The 25,053-nt window shown below is 74.2% G+C and carries 22 protein-coding genes; 6 read left to right on the plus strand and 16 right to left on the minus strand.

What is annotated here, in order from left to right; translation table 11 throughout:
* Positions 1 to 4: 4 nt before the first annotated feature.
* Together DPM19_RS21035 and DPM19_RS21040 are read right to left on the minus strand one after the other, a co-directional pair.
* On the minus strand, positions 5 to 973 hold the full coding sequence (locus tag DPM19_RS21035) for a carbamate kinase (RefSeq protein WP_233510562.1): 969 nt from the start codon (positions 971 to 973) through the stop codon (positions 5 to 7).
* Between the two features lie 136 nt (positions 974 to 1,109).
* A complete protein-coding gene (locus DPM19_RS21040) occupies positions 1,110 to 2,276 on the minus strand; it encodes a pyridoxal phosphate-dependent aminotransferase (RefSeq protein ID WP_111869696.1) in 1,167 nt (388 codons plus the stop codon).
* Positions 2,277 to 2,353: 77 nt separating this feature from the next.
* On the opposite strand from DPM19_RS21040, the gene DPM19_RS21045 reads away from it, so the two are divergent.
* A complete protein-coding gene (locus tag DPM19_RS21045) occupies positions 2,354 to 3,148 on the plus strand; it encodes a carbon-nitrogen hydrolase family protein (protein ID WP_111869697.1) in 795 nt (264 codons plus the stop codon).
* A gap of 75 nt (positions 3,149 to 3,223) precedes the next feature.
* Here DPM19_RS21045 and DPM19_RS36415 read toward each other — a convergent pair whose 3' ends face one another.
* Positions 3,224 to 5,047: a carboxyl transferase domain-containing protein gene (locus tag DPM19_RS36415; protein WP_111869698.1), complete on the minus strand. Its 1,824-nt coding sequence runs from the start codon at positions 5,045 to 5,047 to the stop codon at positions 3,224 to 3,226.
* Positions 5,044 to 6,438: an acyl-CoA synthetase gene (locus DPM19_RS21055; protein ID WP_111869699.1), complete on the minus strand. Its 1,395-nt coding sequence runs from the start codon at positions 6,436 to 6,438 to the stop codon at positions 5,044 to 5,046. The genes DPM19_RS36415 and DPM19_RS21055 overlap by 4 nt, the downstream gene beginning before the upstream one ends.
* A gap of 163 nt (positions 6,439 to 6,601) precedes the next feature.
* Here DPM19_RS21055 and DPM19_RS21060 point away from each other — a divergent pair, with 163 nt between their 5' ends.
* A complete protein-coding gene (locus DPM19_RS21060; protein WP_199485206.1) occupies positions 6,602 to 7,225 on the plus strand; it encodes a uridine kinase family protein in 624 nt (207 codons plus the stop codon).
* Positions 7,226 to 7,243: 18 nt separating this feature from the next.
* On the opposite strand, the gene DPM19_RS21065 is transcribed toward DPM19_RS21060, so the two are convergent.
* The gene (locus DPM19_RS21065; protein WP_111869700.1) at positions 7,244 to 7,885 is read right to left on the minus strand and encodes a maleylpyruvate isomerase family mycothiol-dependent enzyme; all 642 of its coding nucleotides are present in this window, start codon (positions 7,883 to 7,885) and stop codon (positions 7,244 to 7,246) included.
* 77 nt (positions 7,886 to 7,962) lie between these two features.
* Positions 7,963 to 8,322 (minus strand): VOC family protein, encoded by a 360-nt coding sequence (locus DPM19_RS21070; protein ID WP_111869701.1) that lies wholly within the window; start codon positions 8,320 to 8,322, stop codon positions 7,963 to 7,965.
* A 73-nt stretch (positions 8,323 to 8,395) separates the two neighbouring features.
* On the opposite strand from DPM19_RS21070, the gene DPM19_RS21075 reads away from it, so the two are divergent.
* Entirely contained in the window at positions 8,396 to 9,451 is a 1,056-nt protein-coding gene (locus tag DPM19_RS21075; protein WP_233510572.1) for a sigma-70 family RNA polymerase sigma factor, read from the plus strand.
* A gap of 189 nt (positions 9,452 to 9,640) precedes the next feature.
* Complete coding sequence (locus DPM19_RS21080; RefSeq protein ID WP_111869702.1) at positions 9,641 to 9,835, plus strand: hypothetical protein; 195 nt, start codon at positions 9,641 to 9,643, stop codon at positions 9,833 to 9,835.
* Between the two features lie 257 nt (positions 9,836 to 10,092).
* Here DPM19_RS21080 and DPM19_RS21085 read toward each other — a convergent pair whose 3' ends face one another.
* From DPM19_RS21085 to DPM19_RS21100, 3 genes are all read right to left on the minus strand, one after another.
* Entirely contained in the window at positions 10,093 to 10,464 is a 372-nt protein-coding gene (locus DPM19_RS21085; RefSeq protein WP_111869703.1) for a ClpX C4-type zinc finger protein, read from the minus strand.
* A 163-nt stretch (positions 10,465 to 10,627) separates the two neighbouring features.
* The gene (locus DPM19_RS36420) at positions 10,628 to 14,773 is read right to left on the minus strand and encodes a hydantoinase B/oxoprolinase family protein (protein WP_233510602.1); all 4,146 of its coding nucleotides are present in this window, start codon (positions 14,771 to 14,773) and stop codon (positions 10,628 to 10,630) included.
* Between the two features lie 81 nt (positions 14,774 to 14,854).
* Positions 14,855 to 15,490 carry a DsbA family oxidoreductase gene (locus tag DPM19_RS21100; protein ID WP_199485207.1) on the minus strand — a complete coding sequence of 212 codons (636 nt, stop codon included), beginning with the start codon at positions 15,488 to 15,490 and terminating at the stop codon, positions 14,855 to 14,857.
* A 120-nt stretch (positions 15,491 to 15,610) separates the two neighbouring features.
* Here DPM19_RS21100 and DPM19_RS21105 point away from each other — a divergent pair, with 120 nt between their 5' ends.
* Positions 15,611 to 15,985 carry an FKBP-type peptidyl-prolyl cis-trans isomerase gene (locus tag DPM19_RS21105; protein ID WP_111869705.1) on the plus strand — a complete coding sequence of 125 codons (375 nt, stop codon included), beginning with the start codon at positions 15,611 to 15,613 and terminating at the stop codon, positions 15,983 to 15,985.
* Between the two features lie 7 nt (positions 15,986 to 15,992).
* Here DPM19_RS21105 and DPM19_RS21110 read toward each other — a convergent pair whose 3' ends face one another.
* Together DPM19_RS21110 and DPM19_RS21115 are read right to left on the minus strand one after the other, a co-directional pair.
* Positions 15,993 to 16,892 carry a carbon-nitrogen hydrolase family protein gene (locus tag DPM19_RS21110; protein ID WP_111869706.1) on the minus strand — a complete coding sequence of 300 codons (900 nt, stop codon included), beginning with the start codon at positions 16,890 to 16,892 and terminating at the stop codon, positions 15,993 to 15,995.
* 44 nt (positions 16,893 to 16,936) lie between these two features.
* Positions 16,937 to 17,563 (minus strand): SRPBCC family protein, encoded by a 627-nt coding sequence (locus tag DPM19_RS21115; protein WP_233510605.1) that lies wholly within the window; start codon positions 17,561 to 17,563, stop codon positions 16,937 to 16,939.
* A 176-nt stretch (positions 17,564 to 17,739) separates the two neighbouring features.
* Here DPM19_RS21115 and DPM19_RS21120 point away from each other — a divergent pair, with 176 nt between their 5' ends.
* Complete coding sequence (locus tag DPM19_RS21120; RefSeq protein WP_111869707.1) at positions 17,740 to 18,597, plus strand: polysaccharide deacetylase family protein; 858 nt, start codon at positions 17,740 to 17,742, stop codon at positions 18,595 to 18,597.
* A 17-nt stretch (positions 18,598 to 18,614) separates the two neighbouring features.
* Here DPM19_RS21120 and DPM19_RS21125 read toward each other — a convergent pair whose 3' ends face one another.
* The 5 genes from DPM19_RS21125 to DPM19_RS21145 form a co-directional block, all read right to left on the minus strand.
* Positions 18,615 to 19,538: an SDR family NAD(P)-dependent oxidoreductase gene (locus tag DPM19_RS21125; RefSeq protein WP_111869930.1), complete on the minus strand. Its 924-nt coding sequence runs from the start codon at positions 19,536 to 19,538 to the stop codon at positions 18,615 to 18,617.
* 173 nt (positions 19,539 to 19,711) lie between these two features.
* Positions 19,712 to 22,105 (minus strand): aerobic carbon-monoxide dehydrogenase large subunit, encoded by a 2,394-nt coding sequence (cutA, locus tag DPM19_RS21130; protein ID WP_111869708.1) that lies wholly within the window; start codon positions 22,103 to 22,105, stop codon positions 19,712 to 19,714.
* Complete coding sequence (locus DPM19_RS21135) at positions 22,102 to 22,602, minus strand: (2Fe-2S)-binding protein (RefSeq protein WP_111869709.1); 501 nt, start codon at positions 22,600 to 22,602, stop codon at positions 22,102 to 22,104. Before DPM19_RS21135 ends, cutA begins: the two co-directional genes overlap by 4 nt.
* Positions 22,599 to 23,486, minus strand: a complete 888-nt coding sequence (locus DPM19_RS21140) for an FAD binding domain-containing protein (protein ID WP_111869710.1) — start codon at positions 23,484 to 23,486, stop codon at positions 22,599 to 22,601. The genes DPM19_RS21135 and DPM19_RS21140 overlap by 4 nt, the downstream gene beginning before the upstream one ends.
* A complete protein-coding gene (locus tag DPM19_RS21145) occupies positions 23,483 to 24,916 on the minus strand; it encodes a uracil-xanthine permease family protein (protein WP_111869711.1) in 1,434 nt (477 codons plus the stop codon). Before DPM19_RS21145 ends, DPM19_RS21140 begins: the two co-directional genes overlap by 4 nt.
* Positions 24,917 to 25,053 lie beyond the last annotated feature (137 nt).

Consider the following 25,053-nt stretch of genomic DNA (forward strand, 5'->3'; position numbering starts at 1 on the left):
CTCGCTACTCCTGGGTTCCGACGGTCACGTTCTCGGCCTCCACGATCGTTCCCGCCGTACCGGCGGCGGCCGCGGCGATGCCGTCCAGCGAGGTGATCGCGGCCCGCCGGCCGCCGCTCGTCACGAACCGCACCGCGGCCTCCACCTTCGGGCCCATGCTCCCCTCGGGGAAGTGCCCGGCGGCGGCCAGGGCGCGCAGTTCCCCGACGGTGGTACGGCCCAGCGACCTCGCCTGCGGGGTGCCGTAACCCGCCTGCACCCGGTCCACCTCGGTGGCGATGACCAGCACGGACGCCCCGACCAGGCGGGCCAGCAGCGCCGCGCCGAGGTCCTTGTCGACCACGGCCTCGACGCCGCGCGGGGCACCGTCGACGGGGACGACCGGCACCCCGCCGCCCCCGGCCGCCACCACCACGTGGCCGGCGTCGAGCAGCGCCGTCACGGCGGGCGCCTCCAGGATGTCGAGAGGGTCGGGGGAGGCGACGACCCGGCGCAGCCCGCGCTCCCCGTACGACCGCCAGTGACTGCCGAGGATCGCGCACCGCTCGGCCTCCTCCGGTGAGAAGTACCGGCCGATCGGTTTGGTGGGTGCGGCGAAGGCGGGGTCGCCCGGGTCGACCAGGGTGCGGGTGACCAGGGCGGTGACCGGCCGGGAGGCCCCACGGTCGGCCAGCGCCCGGTCCAGCGCGTTCATGATCAGCACGCCGACGGTGGCCTGGACCTGCGCGTCACACCAGTCCAGCGGGACGGGTGGCACGACCTGCGCGGCCAGTTCGTTCTTGATCAGCAGGTTGCCGACCTGGGGGCCCGAGCCGTGGGTCAGCACCACCTCGGCACCGGCGGCGACCAGATCGGCCACCGGTTCCATGGCGGCGGCCACGGCCCGTGTCTGGGCCTGCGGAGAGGCGCTCCCGTCGGGCGCCGTCATCGCGTTGCCGCCGAGGGCGACGAGGACCCGCTCACCGATCACCACATGCGAAAACTACCGTCCCGAGGCCGCCGGCTCCCGGGCACAGGTCGCCCAATCCCGGGGTCCCGGCTGGCAGAACCTGCCGAGACAGAGCGGCGGACCCCGCGCAGCCCGGCCGCCCGGTGGGCGGTACCGCCGTTCACAGGCCGAGGCCGCGCAGCCGGTGGGCGGCGGCGTCGATGACCTCGTCGCGCTTGCAGAAGGCGAACCTCAGGTAGTGGGCGCCCTCGGCCTGGCGGTCGTAGAAAACCTGGGTCGGGACGGCCGCCACACCGGCCTTCTCCGGCAGCGCCCGGGCCAGTTCCAGGCCGTCGGTGAAGCCGAGCGGCCGGATGTCGGCCTGTACGAAGTAAGAACCCTGCGGCCGGTACGTCGTGAACCCGGCCGCCGTCAGGCCGTCGATCAGCCGGTCGCGCTTGGTCTGGAGCGAACCGCGCAGCCCGGCCACCCAGTCCTGCTCGTGTTCGAGGGCGTGGGCCACCGCCCGCTGGTAGGGGGCGCTGGCCGTGTAGGTGAGGAACTGCTTGACCGTCTGCACCGCCCGGACCAGCGGCCGCGGGGCGGTGATCCAGCCGACCTTCCAGCCGGTGGCCGAGAACGTCTTGCCGGCCGAGGAGATCGCCACGGTGCGCTCGCGCATGCCGGGCAGGGTGGCCAGGGGGACGTGCTCGGCGCCGTCGAAGGTGAGGTACTCGTAGACCTCGTCGGTGACCGCGATCAGGTCGTGCTCCCGGCAGAGATCGGCGATGCATTCGAGTTCGGCGCGGGTGAAGACCGTGCCGGCCGGGTTGTGCGGCGAGTTCACCAGGAGCAGCCGGGTGGCCGGGCCGATCGCGGCGCGCAGTTCGGCGGGGTCGAAGGCGAACCGGCCGCCGTGCGGGCGCAGGGTGACCGGGCGGTGCGTCGCCCCGGCCAGCGCGATCGTGGCCGTGTAGGAGTCGTAGTAGGGCTCGAAGACGACCACCTCGTCGCCCGGCCCGGCCAGTGCCAGGACCGCGGCGGCGATCGCCTCGGTGGCACCGACGGTGACCAGCACCTCCCCGTCAGGGTCGTACTCCAGCCCGTAGCGGGCGGCCCGCTGCGCGGCGACCGCCGCCCGCAGTTCGGGCACCCCCGGGCCGGGCGGGTACTGGTTGCCGCCGGAGCGGATCTCCTCGACCGCCCGCTCCAGCATGGCCGGGGGACCGTCGGTGTCCGGGAAGCCCTGGCCGAGGTTGATGGCCCCGGCCCGTACCGCCAGGTCGGTCATCTCCGCGAAGATCGTCGTGCCGAACCCTCGCATGCGTTGCACCAGCGGATCGTCCACCCGGCCAGCCTAGGACCCGGCGGCCGCGCAGACGCCGGACGGCTCATGCATCCGGGCGGGGCGGGCACACTGGGGGCATGCGCGTGGCACTGTGTCAGATCGAGGTCGGTGACGACCCGGCGGCCAACTTGAAGACGATGCTGGACGCGATCGCCGCGGCGGGCGACGCGGATCTGGCGGTGTTCCCGGAGGCGGCACAGATCCGCTTCGGCAACGACCTGGCGGCGGCGGCCGAGCCGCTGGACGGCCCGTTCACGACGGCGCTGGCCCAGGCCGCCCGGGAGCACGGCACAGCGGTGATCGCCGGCATGTTCGAACCGGCCGACGACGGGCGAGTGCACAACACGGTCGTCGCGATCGACACCGACGGCACCCTGGCCGGCTCCTACCGGAAGATCCACCTGTTCGACGCGTTCGGGTTCGCCGAGTCCGACGCCATGGCGCCCGGCACCGAGCCGCTGGTGGTCGAGCTCGCCGGAGCGCGGGTCGGGCTGATCACCTGCTACGACATCCGGTTCCCGGAGCTGGCCAGGGTGCTGGTCGACCGGGGCGCCGAGATGCTGGTGGTCACCGCGGCCTGGGCGCAGGGGCCCTTCAAGGAGGAGCACTGGGTCACGCTGGTGCGAGCCCGGGCCATCGAGAACACCTGCTGGACCCTCGCCGCGGACAAGGCCCCCGACACGACCCGCCCGCCGGCGGGCGGCCGGACCGGCGTCGGCCGCAGCCTGGCCGTCGACCCGATGGGCGCGGTCCAGGCCGACCTCGGCCCCGCCCCCGCCGTGCGCGTGGTGGACGTCGACCTGGCCCGCACCGCCGAGGTCCGCGCCGTCCTCCCCAGCCTCCGGCACCGCCGCCCCGACCTGCTCGGCTGAACCGCCCCGGGTTCCGCCGGCGCCCGAGGCGCCCCGCCCCGATCACGGCCGGGAGCGCGTTCCCTGTCCGCCGGGTCAGCGGGCGAGCGGGGTGAAGCGGCTCCGCCGGGCCGGTGCGGGGGCCGGGGCCGCGTGCAGGGCGGTCAGTTCCCGTTCCAGGATCGCCGCGGTGCGGTGGCAGAAGGGTTCGGGTTCGTCGGCGGCGTCCGGGTGTTCCGGGACGAGGCGGTCGGCGACGCCCGTGCGCAGCAGGTCGGCCGAGCCGATGCGCTGGGCCTCGGCCAGGTCGGCGGCGCGGGCGGTGGTCCGGTGGACGATCACCGAGGCGCCCTCCGGGGGCAGGGGGGACAGCCAGGCGTGCCGGGCGCACAGCACCCGGTCGGCGGGCAGCAGGGCCAGGGCCGCTCCCCCGGTGCCCTCGCCGAGGAGCAGGCAGAGGGTCGGCGCGGCCAGCGTCATCAGGTCGGCCAGGCAGCGCGCGATCTCCCCGGCCAGGCCGCCCTCCTCGGCCTCGGCCGACAGGGCCGCGCCGGGAGTGTCGACGACGGTGAGCAGCGGCAGGCCCAGTTCGGCCGCCAGCCCCATCCCGCGCCGGGCCACCCGCAGCCCGGCGGGGCCGAGCAGGTGGCCGGCGCGCTGGTCGCGCCGGTCCTGGCCGACCACCACGCAGGGCGCGGTGCCGAACCGGGCCAGCGCCAGCAGCAGCCCCGGATCGGCCTCGCCCGCCCCGGTCCCCGACAGGGGCGTCACGTCCCGGGCGCCGTACCGCAGCAGTTCCCGTACCCCGGGCCGCCCGTCCCGCCGCGACCGCCCCACCGACTCCCAGGCGCTCGCGGGCGGGGCGTCCCCGCCGGGGGCCGGAGCGGGCTCGCTCGACGGATCGGCGGAGGCGGCCGCGCCCGCCGGGCCGGGCCGGGCCATGGCCTCCGGCGGGACGTGGGCGCGCAGCGGATCGCCGTGCGGAGCGGCCTCGTCCACCGGCTCCGCCGAACCACGCGGCCCGGCGGCCGCCGGAGAGACATGGGCGCGCGGCGGATCACCGTGCGGAACGGCCGGGCCGGGCCGGGCAACGGCCTCCGGCGGGACGTGGGCGCGCAGCGGATCACCCTGTGGAGCGGACTCGTCCACCGGCTCCAGCAGGCCATGCCGGTCGGCGTCCTGCGGGACCCGGAGGGCCGGCGGGGCGGTCCCGTCTCCGGCCCGCCGCGGGCCGGCCTGGGTACCGGCGGACAGGACGGTGAGGACTTGGTCGGCCACGCCGGCGACGTCGTCGGGGCCGACCACCGCGTCGATCAGGCCGCGGGCGTACAGGTGCTCGGCGACCTGGACGCCCGGCGGGAACGGCTCCCCGTGCAACGCCTCGTACACCCGGGGGCCGAGGAATCCGATCAGCGCGCCCGGCTCGGCGGCGGTCACATGGCCGAGCGAGCCCCAGGAGGCCAGCACCCCGCCGGTGGCGGGGTGGCGGAGGTAGACCAGGTACGGCAGCCCGGCGGCGCGGTGTTCCATGACGGCGGCGGTGATGCGGGCCATCTGGACGAAGGCGGCGGTGCCCTCCTGCATCCGGGTGCCACCGGAGGACGGGGCGGCGAGCAGCGGCAGCCGTTCGGCGGTGGCCCGCCGCACGGCGGCGACGATGCGGTCGGCGGTGGCCGTCCCGATCGACCCGGCCAGGAAGCCGAACTCGCTCACCACGAACGCCACCCGGTGCCCGCGCAGCAGGCCCGCCCCGGTCAGGACGGCCTCGTCGCAGCCGCTGCGCTCGCGGGCGGCGGCCAGTTCGGTGGCGTACTCCGAGCCGGGCTCGGCCGGCTGGGCGGGCGGTTCGTCCCAGGACGTCCAGCCGGGGTCCAGCACCCGGTCCAGCAGGCCGCGGGCGCCCACCCGCCCGGCGTTCACCGGTCCGCCAGCCGGGTCTTGACGACCTTGCCCATGGCGTTGCGGGGCAGGGAGTCGACCAGGTGGACCAGCCGGGGGCGCTTGTGCACCGACAGCTGCCCGGCGACGAAGTCGATCAGTTCCGGCCCGGTCACCCCGTCGGCCACGACGTACGCGGTCACCTGCTCGCCCAGGTCGGCGTGCGGGGTGCCGACGACGGCCGCCTCGCGCACCGCCGGGTGGGCGAGCAGCGCGTTCTCCACCTCGCCGGCGCCGATCCGGTAGCCACCGCTCTTGATCAGGTCCGTGGAGGCGCGGCCGACGATCCGGTGCCGCCCGTCGGGGTCGATCACCGCGATGTCGCCGGTGCGGAACCAGCCGTCGGCGTCCAGCACCTCGGCGGTGGCGGCCGGGCGGTTCAGGTAGCCGCCGAACGGGACGGGGGTCCGCACGTACAGTTCGCCGGGCGACTCGCCGTCGGCCGGTACCGGGCGACCCTGCTCGTCGGCCAGCCGGGTGCGCACCCCGGGCAGCGGGGTGCCGACGTACCCGGGGCTGCGTTCCCCGCCGGCGCGGGCGCTGACGGTGATCAGGGTCTCGGTCATGCCGTACCGCTCGACCACCCGGTGCCCGGTGCCGGCGGCCAGCCGTTCGAACACCGGGACGGGCAGCGCCGCGCTGCCCGACACCAGCAGCCGGGCCGGGCGGAGCGCCGCGGCGGCGGCCGGGTCGGCGGCGATCCGGGACCACACGGTCGGCACCCCGAAGTAGAGGGTCCCCCCGGCGCCGGCGTACGCCTCCGGCCGGGGCCGGCCGGTGTGCACCAGCGGTGAGCCGACCCGCAGCGCCCCCAGCACCCCTAGCACCAGGCCGTGGACGTGGAACAGCGGCAGCCCGTGCACCAGGACGTCGTCGGGCGTCCAGGCCCACGCCGCGGCGAGCGCGTCCAGCCCGCCGGCGATCGCCTGCCGGGAGATCAGGACGCCCTTGGGTGCTCCGGTGGTGCCGCTGGTGTAGAGGATGAAGGCCGTGGCCGCCGGCGGCGGCGTGGCCGGGCGGGCGGCGGCGGCGCCGAGCCCGTCGAGGGGCACCAGCGGCAGGCCGTCCGCCCCGGTGCCGGCCGCGCCGAGCAGCAGTTCGGCCCCCGAGTCGGCGAGGATGTGCGCGCGCTCGGCCGGGCCGGAGTCGGGCGGCAGCGGTACCACGGGGACCCCGGCGAGCAGCCCGCCCACCACGCCGATCACGGTCTCGGCGGTCGGGGTGGCGTGCAGCGCCACCGCACCGGCCCCGGCGATCTCGGCGGCCACCGCCAGCGCCCGGCCGGCCAGTTCCTCCCGGTGCAGCGCGTGCCCGGCGACCGTCACCGCGGGCTCCGACCCGCCGGCCCACAGTCCTGCGAGCAGATCCGTCATCGGTCTCTCCCGTCGGCCCGGGCGTCCCGCCGTCCCGGAACGGCCGGTGCCTCCCCGCGGCCGCCAGGCGGGACGTTCTCCCCGGCGGGCCGGCCGGTCGGTTCGGGGGGCAACTCCTGAGGCAAAGACGACCTCCTCGTTCCTGTCGGGCAGTATGCCCGTTATGGCACCCAGGATCATGACCTACCCCGCACTGGTCCGGCGGCTACGGGCGCTGGACCCGTCGTGCGGGCCGGTCCGGGTGGTCGCGATCGACGGCCCGAGCGGCGCGGGCAAGTCGACCTTCGCCGGGCTGCTGGCGGCGGCCCTGGGCGGGGCGCCGGTGGTCCGCTCCGACGACTTCCCGGTTCCCTGGGACGGCGACCCGCTGGCCTGGTGGCCGCCGGTGGTGGAGCAGGTGCTGTGCCCGCTGGCCGCCGGCCGTCCCGGCGGCTACCGCCGCCACGACTGGCGCACGGGCGCGTACGTGGAACACGTCGAAGTCCCCGTCGCGGACGTCCTGCTGATCGAGGGTGTCGGCGCCGCCCGGCAGGAGTCCCCCGCGGCGTCCCGGATCTGGCTGGACGCCCCCCGCGACCTCCGGCGCCGCCGCGTGCTCGACCGCGACGGCCCGGAACTCGCGGCGGCCTGGGACGTCTGGGCCCGCGCCGAAACCACCCACTTCGGTGCGGACCGCACCCGCGACCGTGCCGACCTCCTGATCGACTCGGCCCGGGCCCTCCGCCCCGGGTTCGCGGCGATCTCCGGTGCCGCGCCAACGCTGATCCCCCGTACCCGGCGGGACTGACCCTTCGGGTGCGGGAGATCAGCGTTGGCGGAGGGCGGCGACGCCGTCCCCTTCCAATGCGTCGCAGTACGCCGAGCGTCCGGTCATCGCCATGATCAGGGCCAGCGTGGGGCCGGACACGAGCGGCCCGGAGCCGGTGGTGAAAGGACCGTCGGTGGCGACGAGCCGCAGGCCGGCGATCCGCCCTTTGGCGAGGACGACGAGGTCGGAGCCCTGGTAGTACCCGGCTACCTGCGTCAACGTGTCGATCGGGTAGTCACGCCGGATGCCCAGCGGGCGCCGGATGTCCTCCGCGTGCACGATCGTCTCGCCGAGCATCGCCAAATCCGGGAGAGGCGGTTTGGTGGTGCTCGTCACGCTGTCACGGAATCTCTCGAGCGTCTCGGCCGGGGTCGAGCCGAGTTGCTCGGCCAGCCGCATGGCCACCTGCCGGTCGAAGTCGAACCGGCAGCGGATCACGCCCGCCAGCCAGCGCACCGGGGTGAGCCTGGCCGCGGCGGTCAGGTGGGCGAGCACCTCGCGTACCGTCAGCCCGGCGCACAGCGACGGTGTCGCCCATCGCTCATCGGTCAGGCTCGCCAGGTCGGCCGCCAGGGCGGCGCGCTCGGCGTGGATCAGCGGCCAGGTCCCGGCCCGCGCCGTCGCTCGCGTCTTGGGCATGTCGTGGACTCCCGTCGTGGTTCATGACCCCGGCCGATCGTGCCGGCGGTCAGGTCGCATGGGTCTGGACGTACCGGTCACGGGCTCTGCAGGCCGACGAGGTTGCCGTCCGGATCGGCGAACACGGCGATCCGGCCCAGGGGCGTCTCCGCCGGCTCCAGGACACGGGTACCGCCCAGGCTCTCCGCCCGCGCGAGCGCGGTGCCGACGTCGTCGACCCGAAAGTAGGTGACCATCCCGGTGTAGGGGCTGCCGGGACCGGCCTGGCCGATCCCGCCCGTCGGCCGGCCGTCGTCGTCGCCGACGAGGGCGTAGGTCGCGTCGATGGCTTTCACGGGCCAGTCGAACATCTCCTGGTAGAAGCGCCGCGCGCGGTCGGCGTCGGGCGTGGAGATGTCGAACCACGCGGGTGCGTGCGAGTGGCGGGCCTGCGTCATGTGGTTTCTCCCGGCGGGGTCGATGGTGGTCGGTCGTAGTGGTGACTCCCCTCGCAGGGCAGAATCGTCGCTCGTGGGCGAAGTTTTCTCCGGACGGTCCGCGGGCCCGGTGGTGCAGGCCGCCGAGCAGGCCGACCTGGCCCGGGCACGCGCAGGGGACGACGCGGCGTTCACCCGCCTGGTCCAGCCGTTGCGGCGGGAGTTGCACGCGCACTGCTACCGCATGCTCGGCTCCACCCATGACGCCGATGACGCCCTGCAGGACGCGCTGCTGCGGGCGTGGCGGGGGCTCGCGCGGTTCGAGGGGCGTGGCTCACTGCGCTCGTGGCTGTACGTCGTGGCGACCCGCACCTGCCTGGACGTCGTCGGCACCCGGGTCAGGCGCGCGATGCCGGTCGACCTCGGCCCGGCCAGCGACCATGCCGTGCTCGGCTCGGCGCCGCCGGCCGACGTCGCCTGGCTGGGCCCCTACCCCGACGCCGGTCTCGACGACGGCCCCGCCGGGCCGGCCGCGCACTACGAGCAGCGGGAGGCCGTCGAGCTCGCCTTCGTCGCCGCCCTGCAGCACCTGCCGGCCAACCAGCGGGCGGCACTGCTGCTGTTCGACGTCCTGGGCTTCTCCTCGGCCGAGATCGCGACCATGATGGACACCTCGGCCACCTCGGTGAACTCCGCCCTGGCCCGAGCCCGCAAGATCGTTGCGGAGAAGGTTCCCGGCCCCGCCCAGCAGCGGGCGCTGCGGCAGATCGGCGACGCCCGCGTGCGGGAGGTCGTCACCAGGTTCACCACGGCACTGGAACGGGGCGACGCCGACGCCCTGGTCGCGCTGCTCACCGAGGACGTCACCTGGTCGATGCCGCCGCTGCCGCACTGGTACCGCGGCCTCGCGGCCGTCACCGACTTCGCCGTCCAGGTCCCGCTGACCCGCTGCCCCAGCTGGCGCCACCGCCCCATCGGCGCGAACGGCCAGCCGGCCGTCGCGTGCTACGTCGGGGAGAACCCCACCGCCGTTCACCACGCCTGGTCGATCAACGTGCTGACCCTGCGCGGCGACCGCATCACCGATATCACGTCGTTCCTCGGCGCCGAGCACTTCGCGCCCTTCGGGCTGCCCCTCTCGGTGCCCTGAGCCCGCACCCGGACCGCCCCGGCGCCGTCGCGGCGCCCGGGCAGGGGTGGCCGGCGCCCGGCCCACCGTGCTCGGTGGCGCAGGAGCGAACGTCAAGGTGACATAACCCTGCCCCTACTTTCTGTAATCACGGAACCTCATAGCGTGATAGATAGGTGTCTGGTTCCCCTCGCTCCCCAGGAGAGACACATGCCTTCCAAGAAGAGGCTCGCCGCCGTGAGCGGCGTCCTGGCGACCGCCGCCCTCACGGTGGCCGCGTTCGCGTCGGCCCCCGCGCACTCCCCCGCCACCGCACGCGAGGACGGCACCCGGGTCCTCGCCACGACCGACCTCAACATCTCGCTCCACTCGCTCAGCACGTCCCCCCTCTTCAGCTTCAGCTGACGCCGGCCTCCGGAACCGCCGGACCTCCCCGGGCGGCACGGCCCGCACACCCGGGGCCGGCGGACCCGGCCGGATCGAGTCCGCCGCCCACCATGAGCAGGGCCCCACGCCCGGAACCCGGTGTCCCGCCATCCGTCGGCGGCGGGACACCCGCAGGCCGGGCACCGCCATCGCATCCGAGGACCGAGCGGCCGACCGAACAGGACCCGCCCTCGCACCGCCGGCCGCCCGGCTTCGGGAAGACCGGCGGGCCGGCGTCACTCCTCGCCGGAGAACCGCTCCCAGGCGGACTGGCGGGTGATGCCGAGCGCCTCGCCGATCCGCGCCCAGGTGACCCCGCGCCGGCGCAGTTCCTGAACCCAGGAACGCAGGTTGGCCTCGACCTGGTCGGCAACCGCGGCGACCCGGGGAACGTGGTAGAGCATCTGCTCGTCCGTCAGCGCCCCCCACACCGGCAGGCGTACCTCGACCGGCTTGTCGCGGTACTCCTCGATGACCGACTCGGCCAGGCCGACGCACTCGTCGCAGATGTGCACCCCGGGCCCGGCGACCAGCCTGCTCACCTCGGTGCTCGGCTTGCCACAGAAGGAACACCACAGCCGCTCGGCCGTGGAATCGGACGTGCTCATGCCACCTCCAAGTGTCAGGTTGACCCTGACACGAAGATAGCCGCGTCAGGGCCAGCCTGACAACCCACAGGGCGGGCACCCGGCCTCCGATGCCGCGATCCCGGGATTCCGGGATTCCGGGATTCCGGAACGTGCGCATAAGGGACAAGTGAGCGACCAGAGGTCAGAGCCGGTCCACCTCCGCCCCGGCGGCGCCGCCCGACAGGGCCGGGAAGCCCGGGCCGCGGTCGAAGAAGGGGGCGGGGCCCCGGTCGGCGCGGAGCGTCGCGCGCAGCGCCTCGGTGGCCGCCGCGTCGGCCCGCACCTCGGCCGCGGAGCCGTCCACCGCCTGCCGGACGGTCACCACGACGCCGTAGTCGGCGCGAGCACCCTCGACCGAGACCTTGCCGTCGCGAACGTCGGCGGCCACCCGGGCCGGGTCGCGGTCCAGCGGGTCGCCCCAGCCGCCGCCCCCGGTGGTCCGGATCCGGATCACCTCGCCGGCCCGCACCGGCTCCCCGTCCACCAGGCCCTCCATCTCCCGCTCAGCCGGGCCGCCCGGGTCGATCGTCACCCGGAACGGGCGGCCCGCCCGGCCCCCGTTCACCCCCCAGCACGCCAGGATCGAACGGTCCGCGATCGACATGAACCGGGCGTCGCGCAGCATCCGCAGATGCTTCTCGTAGCCCAACCCGCCCCGATGCTCCCCCGGCCCGCCCGAGTCGACCGCCAAGCCGAGCCGCTCCACCACGAACGGCCAGCGCGCCTCGGCGAACTCCGCCGGGATGTTCCGCGAATCCGGCACCACGTGGACGGTGTCCTCCCCGTCGGCGTAGTACCGGCCGCCCGAGCCGCCGCCCAGCACCTCCCGCATCAGGTACGGGCCCCGGTCGTCCTCCCCGTACACACCGGTGTAACGGATGGTCTCCTGGTCGGCGGGCATCCGGCCGCCGGTGGCCTTGGCCAGCACCCCGGCCAGGACGCCCAGCAGCCGCAGGATCACGAACGTCCGGGCGTTCGTCGGCGCCGGGAAGATCGGGGTCAGCAGGGTGCCCTTCTCCGGGAAACGCAACTCCATCAGCGGCACCACGCCCTCGTTGACGTCGAGCTCGGCCATCCGCTCGGGCGTGTCGGCGAGATTGCGCAGCACCGGCGCCAGCCACTTCGCCAGGAACACCCCGCCGGCATAGTCACCCGCATGGTTGATCGGGCCCTTGGCCTGCGGAGACGTCCCGGTGAAGTCGAGCACCAGCGGGACCTCGGCCGAGTTGTCGACCGTCAAGGTGATGCGCTGGGCGTGCAGCCGGGGCGGATCGACACCGTCATGCTCGGCGTAGTCCTCCCAGACGTACTCGCCGTCGGGGATCTTGGCCAGCAGCTCGCGGCGGAACGTCTCGGTGGTCTTGTCGATGATCGCGTCGAAGCACGCCTCGATCGCCGCCCGGCCGTACCGGTCGAACAACTCGCCCAGCCGGCGGGCGCCCAGCAGGCACGCCGAGCACTCCGCGTCCAGATCGCCGGCCAGCGAATCGGGCATCCGCGAGTTACGGGTCATGATCCGCAGCGCCGCCGCGTTCGGCACCCCCTGATCCCACAGCTTGATCGGGGGAACCATCAGGCCCTCCTCGAACGCGCTGCGGGCCGCCGACGGCATCGAACCCGGCACCGCGCCACCGATGTCGTCGTGATGGCCGAACGCCTGCACGAACGCCACCACCTCGCCCCCGTGGAAGACCGGCACCGTGACGCACAGATCCGGCAGGTGCCCGATCCCGCCCTCCGACAGGTACACGTCGTTGTGGAAGAACACATCGCCCGGGCGCATCGTCTCCACCGGGAAGTCCCGGGCGATCGGATGCACCAGCGCCGAGTACGAGCGGCCGGTCAGCTTGCGCAGCCGCCGGTCATGGATGCCCGCCCGGAAGTCGTGCGCGTCCCGGATCATCGGCGATCGGGCGGTCCGCGCGATCGCGGTCTCCACCTCCCGCTCGACCGACGCGAGGGTGCCTTCGACGATCTCAACGAGAATTGAGTCGGCTCTGTTTGCTTGGCTCGCTTCGCTCGCTTGTCGCGGCGCCTTCGGCGCGCCGTCTTCCCTCGTCGCGGTGAAGATCGCTCGTTCCTCACGATCTTCACCGCTCCTCAGTCCAGACGGCGCGGGCGCCGCTCCCTGACCGCCTCGCTGCGCATCGGCGGCTCTCTCGTCCGTCCAGTCCGGTTCTTCTGCGTCGGGCTGCCGGTCTGGACGGGTGATGACGAGGGTGCCGTAGGGGTCGACGGTGATTTTGAAGCCGGGGTGAAGGGGGAGGGTGGAGCCGAATTCCTCGATCACCGCTGGGCCGTGGATGACCGTGCCCGGGGTGAGGCGGTCGCGGCGGTAGATCGGGGTGTCGGTCCACGCGCCGAAGTGGACGGGGCGGGTGGCGGTGCGGGCGTGGTCGGGGTCGGGGTCGCCGGGTGGGCGGGTGGGTAGCTTGGGGCGGGTGATCGGGCCGATGCCGGTCAGGCGGAGGTTGACCCACTCGACCTCGCCGACGCCTGAGGTCACGTCGCGGTAGGAGTAGCCGTACAGGCGTTCGTGGACGTCGTGGAAGCGCTTGACCACCTCGGCGCGGAAGGCGTCGTCGACCGGGCCGTCGGGGGCGGGGACCCGGACCTCGAAGGCCTGGCCGGCGTAGCGCAGGTCGGCGGAGCGGGCGTAGCGGCGGTGGTCGGGGGTGAAGCCCTCGCGGTCCAGGGCGCGGGCGGCCTCGGTCTCCAGGTCGGTGAGGACGCGGGCGGCCCGGTCAATGTCGAGTTCGGCGTCGCGGGCCACGAAGGTGCGTACGTAGTCGTTGCGGACGTCCACGGTGAGCAGGCCGAACGCCGAGAGGTTGCCGGGGTTCTCCGGTACCAGCACGGCGGGCAGGCCCAGGACGTCCAGCAGCCGGCAGGCCGACAGCGGGCCGGACCCGCCGAACGCGACCATCGGGTAGTCGCGCACGTCCAGGCCGCGCTTGACGGTGATCTGCCGCAGGGCGTTGGCCTGGTTCCAGGCGCTGATCTCCAGGATGCCCTCGGCGCAGCGCTCGGGCGACAGGCCCAGCTCGGCGGCGAGCGCGGTGAGACCGTCCCGGGCGGCGGCCACGTCCAGCGGGATCTCGCCGCCCAGCAGGTGCGGGGGGATCCGGCCGAGCACGGCGTGCGCGTCGGTGACGGTCGGCGCCCCGCCCCGGGTGCGGCCGGGCGGGACCGCGCCGCCCCGGCCGTAGCAGAGCGGGCCCGGGTCGGCCCCGGCGGAGGCGGGACCGACCTTGAGCGTGCCCTCCGGGGAGAGCCAGGCCATCGAGCCGCCGCCCGCCCCGACCGTCACGACGTCGATCATGGGGATCTTGGACGGGTAGCGGCCCACCGACCCCTCGGTGGTCAGCGACGGTTCCCCGTCGAGCACCAGGGCGACGTCGGTGGACGTCCCGCCGCCGTCCAGGGTGATCACCGAGCCGTGGCCGCCGGTGCGGGCGACCAGCGCCGCGCCCAGCGCCCCGGCGGCCGGCCCGGACAGCACGGTGGTGATCGGCTGGTGCACGACCTCCTCGGCCGACAGGACGCCCCCGTTGCTCTTCATCACCTGGCAGGGCGGGGCGTCCAGGGCCGCCAGCCGCTCGGCGATCCGGGCGAGGTAACGCGTCATCGCGGGCTTCACGGCGGCGTCCACCAGGGTGGTGACCGACCGCTCGTACTCGCGGTACTCGCGCAGCACCTCGCACGACAGCGACACCACCGCGGCGGGGTGCTCCCGGCGCAGCACCTCGCGCATCCGCAGCTCGTGCGAGGGGTCGGCGTAGGAGTGCAGCAGGCAGACGCCGATCGTGTCGACGCCCTGCGCGCGGAACCGGCGGGCGACGGCGACCGCCCCGGCTTCGTCGAAGGGCCGCAGCTCGGCTCCGGTGTGGTCGAGCCGGCCGCCCACGGTGGCGACCCGGTGCGCCGGGACCAGCCGGGGCGGCTTGACCCAGAAGTAGGAGTTGCCGTACCCGTCGGGCACGCTCTGCCGGGCGATCTCCAGGACGAACTCGAACCCCTCGGTGGTGATGAGGCCGAGGTCGTCGATCCGGTCCTCCAGCAGCCGGTTGGTGGCCACCGTGGTGCCGTGCGAGAGGGCCGTCACCCGCCCGCCCAACCGGTCGAGCATCGCGGTCACGCCCGTCATGAAGCCCGCGGCGGGATCGCCCGGGGTGGAGGGCGTCTTGGTGGTGACGATCTCTCCGGTGTCCTCGTCGAGCGCCACCACGTCGGTGAAGGTGCCGCCCGTGTCGATCCCGATCCGCAGCCGCCGTCCAGCAGAGTCCATGGCACCCAGGTCTACCGGCCGGTCACCGCCGAAAGAACCGTCGAGTCCTGCCAACGGCGGGCCGCCGGTTTGGGCGAGCCGTCAGGGGCGGGCCGCCAGGTGGGTCGCCACCTCGCGCAGCGCCCCCTCCAGCACCTCTGTGGGCTGCGCCCCGGAGACCCCCCACTCCCCTTCGAAGAGGAAGAACGGCACCCCGCTGATGCCCAGCGCGCGGGCCTGGTCCAGTTCCCGCCGCAGTTCGGCCGCACCCTCGTCGGCGGCCAGCAGGTCGCGCACGGCGGCGGCGTCCAGCCCCGCCTCGGCGGCGAGTTCCGCCAGGGTCGCGGCGTCCCCGAGGTCGCGGCCCTCGGCGTGCTGGGCGCGGAAGAGCCGGCCGACCACCGCGTCCTGGACGCCCGCGCTCCCGGCCAGCGCGATCACCCGGTGGGCGTCGAAGGTGTTGACGTGCCAGGCGTCCTCCGGCGCGTACGGCAGCCCCTCGGCGGCGGTCAGCCCGCGCAGCCGCTCGTGCGCCTCGGCGACCCGCTCGGCGCCGCCGAACTTGTCGGCCAGGTGCGCCGCGGCGGGGACGGCGGCGGCCGGGGCGGTGGGGTCGAGCTGGAAGGGGCGCCAGGTCACCGTCACGTCGCCGGCGAAGCGCTCCGTCGCGGCCGCGAAGCGGGCCCGGCCGAGGTAGCACCAGGGGCAGACCAGGTCGGAAAAGATCTCTACGTTCACACCGGAGCCCAACCTGCTCGGGAGTGCCGGCATTCCCGGTGGCGGGTCCCGGCTAGGCTGGCCGCCGGCCTGCGTGCAGGCCGCACCTCTTGACGAACACACCTCACCGGGAGCCTTGCGATGGCGCTTGAACGGCCCGAGATCGATTTCCCCGAGGGCGAGCCGCCCACGTACCTCGACATCACCGACATCACGGTCGGCGACGGCCCGGAGGCCGTCAAGGGCTCCACGGTCTCCGTGCACTACCTGGGCGTGTCCTTCTCCACCGGCGAGGAGTTCGACGCCTCCTGGAACCGCGGCCAGGCCTTCGAGTTCCCGCTCGGCGGAGGCCGCGTGATCAAGGGCTGGGACATGGGCGTGGCCGGCATGAAGGTCGGCGGCCGGCGCAAGCTGGTCATCCCGCCCCACCTGGCCTACGGCGACCGCAGCCCCAGCCCGGCCATCAAGCCAGGCGAAACCCTCATCTTCGTAGTCGACCTGCTCGCTGTGAACTAACCCCTCTTCATCCGTAGGGGAAGGGCGTGGCCGCCGGGCCGAGGAGTTCGGCGGCGTGCCGCCCGTACAGCTCCAGGTTGCGTTCGGCGAGGTGGTCGAAGGACTGCGGGACCGACGAGCCGGGGCTGAGCGCGGCCATCGCGGTCGCCGGGTCGAGCCGGGCCGTGATCCAGCATTCCTGGGTCGCGGCCCGGGCCACCACTTCGGCGGTCGGCGTCACGATCAGCGAGTTGCCGAAGTAGAGTGTGCCGCCCGGATCGGCCCCCACCGCGTTGGCGCCCACCACGTAGACATGGTTGTCGTAGGCGCGGGCCCGGGTGGTCAGTTCCCAGATGTCGGCCGGGCGCAGCAGTGCCGACGGGCGGCAGATCACCTCGGCGCCCCGCACGGCCTGGATGCGCCACAGTTCGGGGAAGTCGCCGTCGAAGCAGATGGCCATCCCGATCCGGCCCAGGTCGGTGTCGGCCACGCACACCTCGCCGCCGGGCGTCACCCAGCCGCCGCGGCGGGCGTCCTCGACGCCGAACGGGTGTGTCTTGCGGTACACCCCGAGCAGGTCGCCGCCCGGGCCGACCAGCACCGCCGCGTTGTGCACCACCTCGGGCCGGGCGCCCCGTTCGTAGGTGCCGAAGCACAGGTGCACGCCCAGGTCGCGGGCCGTCTCCTGGAGTGGCTCGGCGATCGGTCCGGGCAGCGGCGACACCAGTGACCACAGCTCGGCCGTGGGCAGGCCGGGGACGAAACCGGTCGTGCACGACTCGGGCAGCACCACCAGTTCGGCGCCGGTGGCCTCGACGCACCGCCGGACGAGATCGGCCGCCCGCTCCTGGTTGGCCCGGACCGATGCGGCGGTCAGCGGCCCGGGGGCGGGCGCGAACTGCACCGCGGCGGCGGTGAAGGCCCTCATGACCGGGGTCCGGTGGAGAAGCTCATGGTTCCAGTGTGCCCCGGTCAGCGGCGCGACCGGCGGCCCAGCGCGTACCCGAGGAGGACGCCGGCGAGCGCGGTCAGACCGCCCGCCGCGAAGGCCGCCAGCGGCGGGGCGGGGCGCGCGGCGACGGGGGCCGCGTAGACGGTGCCGGGGACCGGTTCGGCCGGGGCGGCGGGCGCGGCGGGCGCGACCGGTTCGGCGGGGGCGGTGAAGGTGCGCTCGACGGCGGCGAAGAACTCGCCGGCCGTCCGCCGGGCGACGGTGCCGAGCATCCGCTGGCCGACCCCGCCGATCATGCCGCCCACCACGGCGTCGGCGTCGTAGTCGACCCGGGTGCCGGTGTCGGCCTCCGACAGCCGTACGGTGACGGTGGCGTCGACCGTGCCGGGGGCTCCCTCGCCCTGGGCGCGTAGCACGAACGAGTGCGGCGGTCGCTGGTCCGACAGCGCGACCCGGCCCACGTAGGTGCCCTTGATCGACGCGACCCCGGCGGAGACGGTCATCTCGTAGGTGTCGGTGCCCAGCGCCTCCAGCCGGCTGCAGCCGGGGATCGTCCGGGCCAGCACGGCGGGGTCCTGCAGGGCGTCCCAGACCCGGGGCGGCGGGGCCGCGACGGTGGCGCTGCCGGTGACCTTCATGCTGTGCATCCAAACACTCCCCCCGGAGGGGGCGAAGGGCAACTCCTGCCCAACGGCTGCGGATCGCGTTGTCAGGTGCGCCTTGGCCGTCCGGACGTGATCAGATATGCCTGGCGTACAAACTTTTGTCCGCATCCGCGCGTCAACCGATGCGTACGTTCACCTGCGTTCGAGAGGGTCGGTCGATGCGAGGGAAGATCCCGCTGGTCTCCTGTGCGGTCGCCGCCGTGCTCGGCGTCGCCGCGGGCGTGCAGCCCGAGATCAGGACGGCGGTCGCGACGGCCGAGGAGGGGCCGACGACGCGGGAGCGGCTGGTGGCCGCCTTCGCCGACCAGACCTGGCCCACGCCCAGGCCCGGTTCCTGGACGCCGGCCAGGCCCGCCCCGGACGGGCTGCCGCCGGTCATCCGGCGGATCAACACCCAGGAGAAGGTCGTCTTCCTGACGATCGACGACGGCTACGAGTACGACGCCGAGTTCGTGGAGATCGTCCGCCGCGAGAAGGTCCCGATCCTGACCTTCCTGACGTCGACGTACGTCAAGGGGTACGGCCAGTACTTCTGGGCGCTGCGCAACGCCGGCTCCCAGATGGAGAACCACACCGTCAGCCACCCCAACCTGGCCGGGCTGGCGCTGGAGGGGCAGAAGAAGCAGATCTGCGGGGCCTCCGACACCATCGCCCAGCAGTACGGGCGGCGCCCGCAGATCCTGCGCCCGCCGTTCGGCAGCATGAACGAGATCACCCGGCAGGCGGCCCGCGACTGCGGGATCAAGTCGATCCTGATGTGGACCTCGGAGTTCTACAACGGCACCACCTCGCCGAGCGGGGTGCACAACCAGTTCGTGCACGGCGACGGCGGCACCAACGTGATCAAGCCCGGCGACGTCATCCTGATGCACTACCGCAAGGGCCTGGCCGCCGACTTCAGGTGGATCCTCCAGCAGATCAGGCAGGCGGGTTTCCGGCCGGCGGCGGTGGAGAACTACCTGCCCCGCTCGCTGGGCGGCAACGCCCCCGACCCCGCCCCCAAGCCCGCCGGCTGACGCCGGCCGCGGGGCCGTCAGGCGGGGGCGAAGGCGTAGCGGACGCCGGTGCGGGTCTCGGACAGTTCCCACAGCGCGCGGGCGGCCTCGGCGTGGCGGAGCACGCGGTCCCGGGTGCGGACGGCGGGGGCGCCGTAGAACTTGAGCGGGCTGCCCGGGGCGACGTAGGAACCACCGGGGACGTCCGGATCGGTCGCGGCGTACAGCGGGAACCGGGCGCCGTCGGCGACGGGGCGGAACGCCAGCCGGAGCATGAGGGCGATCATGGTGTGGTAGGCCCGGCCGCGGCCGGCGTTGGCGCCGCCGGTGAGGATGCCGGTGCGGCAGACGCAGGGGGCGGCGGCGACGCTGCGCAGCCGGTCGCCGGCCCGGCGCTGCAGTTCCAGCGCGAAGTACAGGTTGGCCCGCTTGGACCGGGCGTAGGCCGCGAAGGTGTTGTAGCGGCCGCCGCCGGTGGGGTCCAGCCGGGCCGGGTCGAACCGGGCGAAGCGGTGGCCCTCGCTGCCGAGGGTGACCACCCGGGGGTCGGGGGCGGCGAGCAGCCGGGGCAGCAGCAACCCGGTGAGCGCGAACGGGCCGAGGTGGTTGACGCCGAACTGCGACTCGAACCCGTCGGCGGTCCGGGCGAACGGCACCGTGGAGATCCCGGCGTTGTTGACCAGCAGGTCGAGCCGTTCGTGGTCCCACCCGGCGGCGAACGCGCGGATCGAGGACAGGTCCGCGAGGTCCACCTGGCGCGCCTCCGCCCGGGCGCCGGGGACCTCGGCGCGCAGCCGCTCCACCGCGGCCCGGCCGCGCTCGAGGCTGCGGCAGGCCAGGACGACGTGGGCGCCCTGGCGGGCGAGTTCGGTGGCCGTGACCTCGCCGAGGCCGGAGTTGGCGCCGGTCACCACGGCGACGCGGCCGGACTGGTCGGGAATGGACGCGAAGCTCCGGGCCACGGCGTTCCCTCCGTACGCGGCACCGGAACCCGGCACCGTTCCTGATCACTCGGCCCCAAAATGCCACACGATCTTCCCGGCTCCAATCCCCCGCCCGCCGAAACCAGGGGGAACGGGCGTGCCGAAACGATCACGACTGCCGACGGCAACGTGATCGTCATCCGGGAGGTGCTTCAGAGCCGCAGGGACGGGTCGGTCCCGGCGCGCAGGCGGAGGTGGAACAGGTCGTCCGGGGAGATCGGCATGGCGTCGACCCGGATGCCCTCGGCGTCCTCGATCGCGGCGGCGAGCACGGCCGAGACGGGGATGACGCCCGCCTCCCCGGCGCCCTTGATGCCCAGCGGGTTGAGCGGCGACGGGGTCTCCAGGTGGTCGGTCTCGATCCGCGGGATCTCGGTGGCGTAGGGCATCAGGAAGTCCATGAAGGACGCGTTCAGCAACTGGCCCGCCGGGTCGTAGGCCATCCGCTCGTACAGCGCGCCGCCGATGCCCTGGGCGACGCCGCCGTGGATCTGGCCCTCGACGATACGCGGGTTGATCATGCGGCCGCAGTCGTGGACCACCGCGTACCGCAGGATGCGGATCTCGGCCGTGTCGGGGTCGGTCTCCACGACGGCGGCGTGCATCCCGGCGGCGAAGGTGGAACGGACCGGGGAGTAGTAGTCGCGGCCCTCCAGCCCGGGCTCGTCGCCCGGGGCGACCGGCGGGGCGGCGGGGTCGGCGGGCGCCGCGAACTGGGTGGCGCGCTGCGCCTCGGCGTCGAAGGCGTAGCGCAGCGGGTTGGCCAGCACCGCCACCGTGCGCAGCGGGATCGCCGCGGTCGCGTCCCCCTTGACGTGCACCGTGCCGTCGGTGATCTGCAGGTCCCCGGGGTCGGCCTCCAGCGCGTCCCCGGCGATCCGCAGCGCCTTGTCGCGCACCTTCCGGGCGGCCAGCGCGACGGCGTTGCCGCTCATCACCGCGGCCCGGGAGGCGAACGTGCCCACCGCGTAGCCGAACCGCCGGGTGTCGCCGGTGGTCACGTACACGTCCTCGATCGGCACGCCCAGTTCGGCGGCCACGATCTGCGCGAACACGGTCTGGTGCCCCTGCCCCTGGGAGGTCAGGCCGGTCGAGACGTGCACCCGGCCGGCCGTGTCGACCTCCACGTGCCCGCCCTCGTAGGGGCCCACCCCGGTGCCTTCGACGTAGCAGCCCAGCCCGATGCCGATCCGGCGGCCCCGCGACCGGGCGGCCTCCCGCAGCTCGGCGAAGGAGTCCCAGCCGATCAGGGCGAGGGTCTTGCGCAGCATCTCCGGGTAGTCGCCGGAGTCGTAGATCAGCGGACGGCCGTCCTGGAAGGTCAGGCCCTGGTCGTAGGGGAACTCCTCGGGCTGGATGAAGTTCGCGGCCCGTACCTGCGCCCGGTCGCGGCCCAGGTGCCGGGCGATCCGGTCCATCGTCCGCTCCATGCAGAACACGCCCTGCGGGCGGCCGGCGCCCCGGTACGGGGTGACGATCACCGTGTTGGTGTAGAGGCTGGTGAACTCCACCCGGTAGGCGCCTGGTTTGTACGGCCCCAGCAACTGGGTCGAGGTGATGATCGGCACGATGATGCCGTACGGGGTGTAGGCGCCGTGGTCGTGCAGGATGCGCACGTCCAGCCCCAGCAGCCGGCCCTCGTCGTCGAAACCCACCCGGACGAACTGCACCTGGCCGCGCTCGTGCGCCGACGCCACGAAGTGCTCCCGGCGGTCCTCGGTCCACTTGATCTCGCGGTCCAGCAGCCGGGCCGCCCAGGGCACCAGCACCTCCTCCGGCCAGGGGTGCACGATCTTCACCCCGAAGCCGCCGCCCACGTCCGGGGCGATCACCTCCACCTTGCCGGGGGGCAGGCCCAGCCGGGCCGCCACCGCCATCCGCACGCTGGTGGAGGTCTGGGTGGAGGAGTAGACCCGCAACGACTCGTCGGCCGCGTCCCACCGGGCGTACACCCCCCGCCCCTCCAGCGGGGTGGACGCGCTGCGCTCGATGTCCAGCCGGAACTCCAGCACGTGCGGGGCGGCCTCGATCGCCGCCGGGGCGGCCCCCACCTCCTGGACCAGGTGGGCGCCCACGTTGCCCGGCACGTCCTCGTGCACCAGCCGCTCCGCGGCGGCGGCGTTCTCGATCCCGACCACCGGGGGCAGCGGCTCGTAGTCGACGCGGATCAGCTCCGCCGCGTCCTCGGCCAGGTACCGGTCGCGGGCGACGACCATGACGATCGGCTCGCCGACGTGCCGCACCACGTCCCGGGCCAGCGGCAGCCCGGTGCGGCCGTGGGTCATCGCCGGGTGCGGGATCAGCAGCGGCAGCGGGTCGCCCACCCCGCCCGGCAGGTCCTCCCAGGTGTAGATCGCGACGAGCCCCTCGACGTCCACCGCGGCGGACAGGTCGATGTCGAGGATGCGGGCGTGCGCGTGCGGCGACCGGACGAACGCCGCCGCCAGCGCGTCCCGGCCCAGGTCGTCGAGGAACCGGCCGCCGCCGGTGAGCAGCCGGGGGTCCTCCCGCCGCTCGATCGGCTCCCCGAACAGTGAGGTGGTCATGTGGGCTCCTCCGCGAGGAGTTCGGCGGCGCGGCGCACGGACTTGACGATGTTCTGGTAGCCGGTGCAGCGGCACAGGTTGCCGGAGACGCCCTCCAGCACCTCGTCGTCGGTGGGCCGGGGGTTGTCACGCAGCAGCGCGGTCACCGTGCACAGGAACCCGGGGGTGCAGAACCCGCACTGCAGCCCGTGGCACTCCTGGAACGCCCGCTGCACCGGCGACAGCGCGCCGCCCGCGCCGGCCAGCCCCTCCACGGTGGTGATCGAGTGGCCGGCCGCGGTGACGGCGAACATCAGGCACGACCGGACGGGCTCGCCGTCCAGCAGCACCGTGCAGCAGCCGCACACCCCGTGCTCGCAGCCGACGTGCGTCCCGGTCAGCCCCAGGTCGTGCCGCAGGAAGTCCGACAGCAGCCGCCGGGCCGGCGCCGGGGCGGACCGGGGCGTCCCGTTGACGGTCATCTCGATCTCGTGGTGTTCGGCCGGTCCGAGCCTCATGAATCTGATCGTCCTCCTTCGGCCGCGGCGGCGCGCAGCGCCCGTTCGGTGAGCACCCCGGCCAGGGTGCGGCGGTATTCGGCGCTCGCGTGGATGTCGGGCTCGGGGTCCAGCCGCGCCGCGGCGTAGCCGCCCACCTCGGCCCAGTCGCACTCCCCCGCCGGGCGGCCCTCCTGGGCGGCCAGCGCCGGGCCGGTCAGATCGAGCACCACCGGGGTGGCGGCCACACCCAGGTAACCGGCGCGGGCGGTGGCCACCCGCAGGTCCTCGTCCAGCCCCACGGTGACGGCCACCCCGGCCAGCGCGTAGTCGCCGTGCCGCCTGGACAGCTCCCGGAAGGCGGTGCCGGTGCGCGGCGGCAGGGCGGGGAAGAACGCGGAGACGGCCAGTTCGCCGGGCAGCAGCGCCGACTCCAGCGGCCCGGTGAAGAAGGCGCCGGCCGGGACGGTCCGCCGGCCGGTCGCCGACCGCACCTCCACCGTCCCGTCGAGCAGGGCGAGCACCGCGGGCAGTTCGGCGGCGGGGTCGGCGTGGGCCAGGCTGCCCACCACGGTGCCCCGGTTGCGGATCACCGGGTGGGCGACGTTTTCCAGTGCCCGCCGCAGCAGCGGCTGGACGCCCGCCGCCGCGTCCGACCGTTCCACCCGGGAGTGCCGGGCGAGCGCGCCGACCCGCACTCCCCCGGCGGTGACCTCCAGCGTGTCCAGGGCGGTGATCCGGTTGATGTCGACCAGTTCGGCGGGCGCGGCCAGCCGCATGTTGAGCAGCGGCACCAGGCTCTGGCCGCCGGCCAGCACCTTGCCGCCGTCCCCGGCCTCGGCGAGCGCGGCCAGCGCCGCGCCGAGGGTGTCGGGGGCGTGGTAGGCGAACGCGGGTGGTTTCACGAAGCGGACGTACCCTGCTCCGCCCCGCTCTCCCCGGCCGGGACGGGTGGAGCGCCCGTCCGGGTCGCGATGGCGCGCAGCAGGTGGTACCCGGCGAGCGCCACGATCGTGCCCAGCGCGATGCCCTCGATGGAGAAGTCGTCGGTGATCGGGTGCACCACCGGGCCGATGGCCAGGATGATCCCGGCGCCGATCGGGACCATGTTGACGGGGTCGGTGAAGTCGACCCGGTTCTCCACCCAGATCTTGGCGCCGAGCAGGCCGATCATGCCGTAGAGGATCACCGTGACCCCGCCGAGCACACCGCCGGGGGTGGCCGCGACCAGGGCGCCGAACTTGGGGCACAGCCCGAACAGGACCGCGATCAGCGCCGCGACGTAGTAGGGGGCGGTGGAGTAGACGCGGGTGGCGGCCATCACGCCGATGTTCTCGGCGTAGGTGGTGGTCGGCGACCCGCCCACCGAGGAGGTCGCCATGGTGCCGATCCCGTCGGCGAAGATCGACCGGCCGATCATCGGGTCCAGGTCGGTGCGGGTCATCTCGCCCACCGCCTTGACGTGACCGGTGTTCTCCGCGATCAGCGCGATGACGGCGGGCAGCACGAGGAGGATCGCCGACAGCTTGAAGTCGGGGGCGTGCATCGACGGCCAGCCGAACCAGTCGGCCTGGCCCACCGCCGAGAAGTCGACCCGGTCGTGCGGGAAGGCCGTCGCCACGCAGTAGGGGCCCTCCGGCCCGCACGCCCGGCCCGCGGCGTCGCGCAGGTTGGCCCCCGGCAGCACCGAGGTGATCTGCCCGAACAGGTCGAGCACCCACGACAGCGCGAATCCGAAGACCAGGCCGAGCAGGATCGCGATCCGGCCCATGAACCCCTTGGAGGCCACCATGACCACGAAGACGAACGCCATCGTGATCAACGCGATCCAGTGGTCCTGCGGCCAGTAGGTGTCGGCGACCACGAAGGCCAGCCCGAACCCGATGAGCATGACCACCGCGCCGGTCACCACCGGCGGGAAGACGCGGTGGATGACCTGGACGCCCAGGAAGTGGATCGCCAGTCCCGCCAGCGCCAGCACCGCCCCGGCGATCAGGATCGCACCGGTCACCCAGGCGTCCGTCTGCGCGCTGTCGACCCCGGCGCGGATGGCGAAGACGCCGCCCACGAAGGAGGCGCTGGTGCCCAGGTAGCTGGGCACCTTCCCCTGCACGATCAGCAGGAAGAGGATGGTGGCGACGCCGGACATCATCACGGCGAGGTTCGGGTCGAGCCCCATCACTAGCGGGAACACGAACGTCGCACCGAACATGGCGACGACGTGCTGGGCGCCCAGCCCGGCGGTGCGCGGCCAGCTCAGCCGTTCGTCCGGCTGAACCACTTCGCCCGGCGCCGGGCTCTTCCCGTCACCGTGGACCCGCCATCGAAAAGCCATGTCGCCCTCCTTCGGGCTCGGCGGGCGATCCCCGGGTCGATCCCGCGTGGCGCCGGAGGCGTCCCTTGTGGGGTCCGCGCCCGGCCGCCGGTCCTGTTATGCGGGCAAGGTAGAGGCAGCCGGGGCCCCCGGCATCG

Origin of the sequence: Actinomadura craniellae (assembly GCF_003289645.1) — a bacterium.
In the GTDB taxonomy this organism is placed as follows: domain Bacteria; phylum Actinomycetota; class Actinomycetes; order Streptosporangiales; family Streptosporangiaceae; genus Actinomadura_D; species Actinomadura_D craniellae.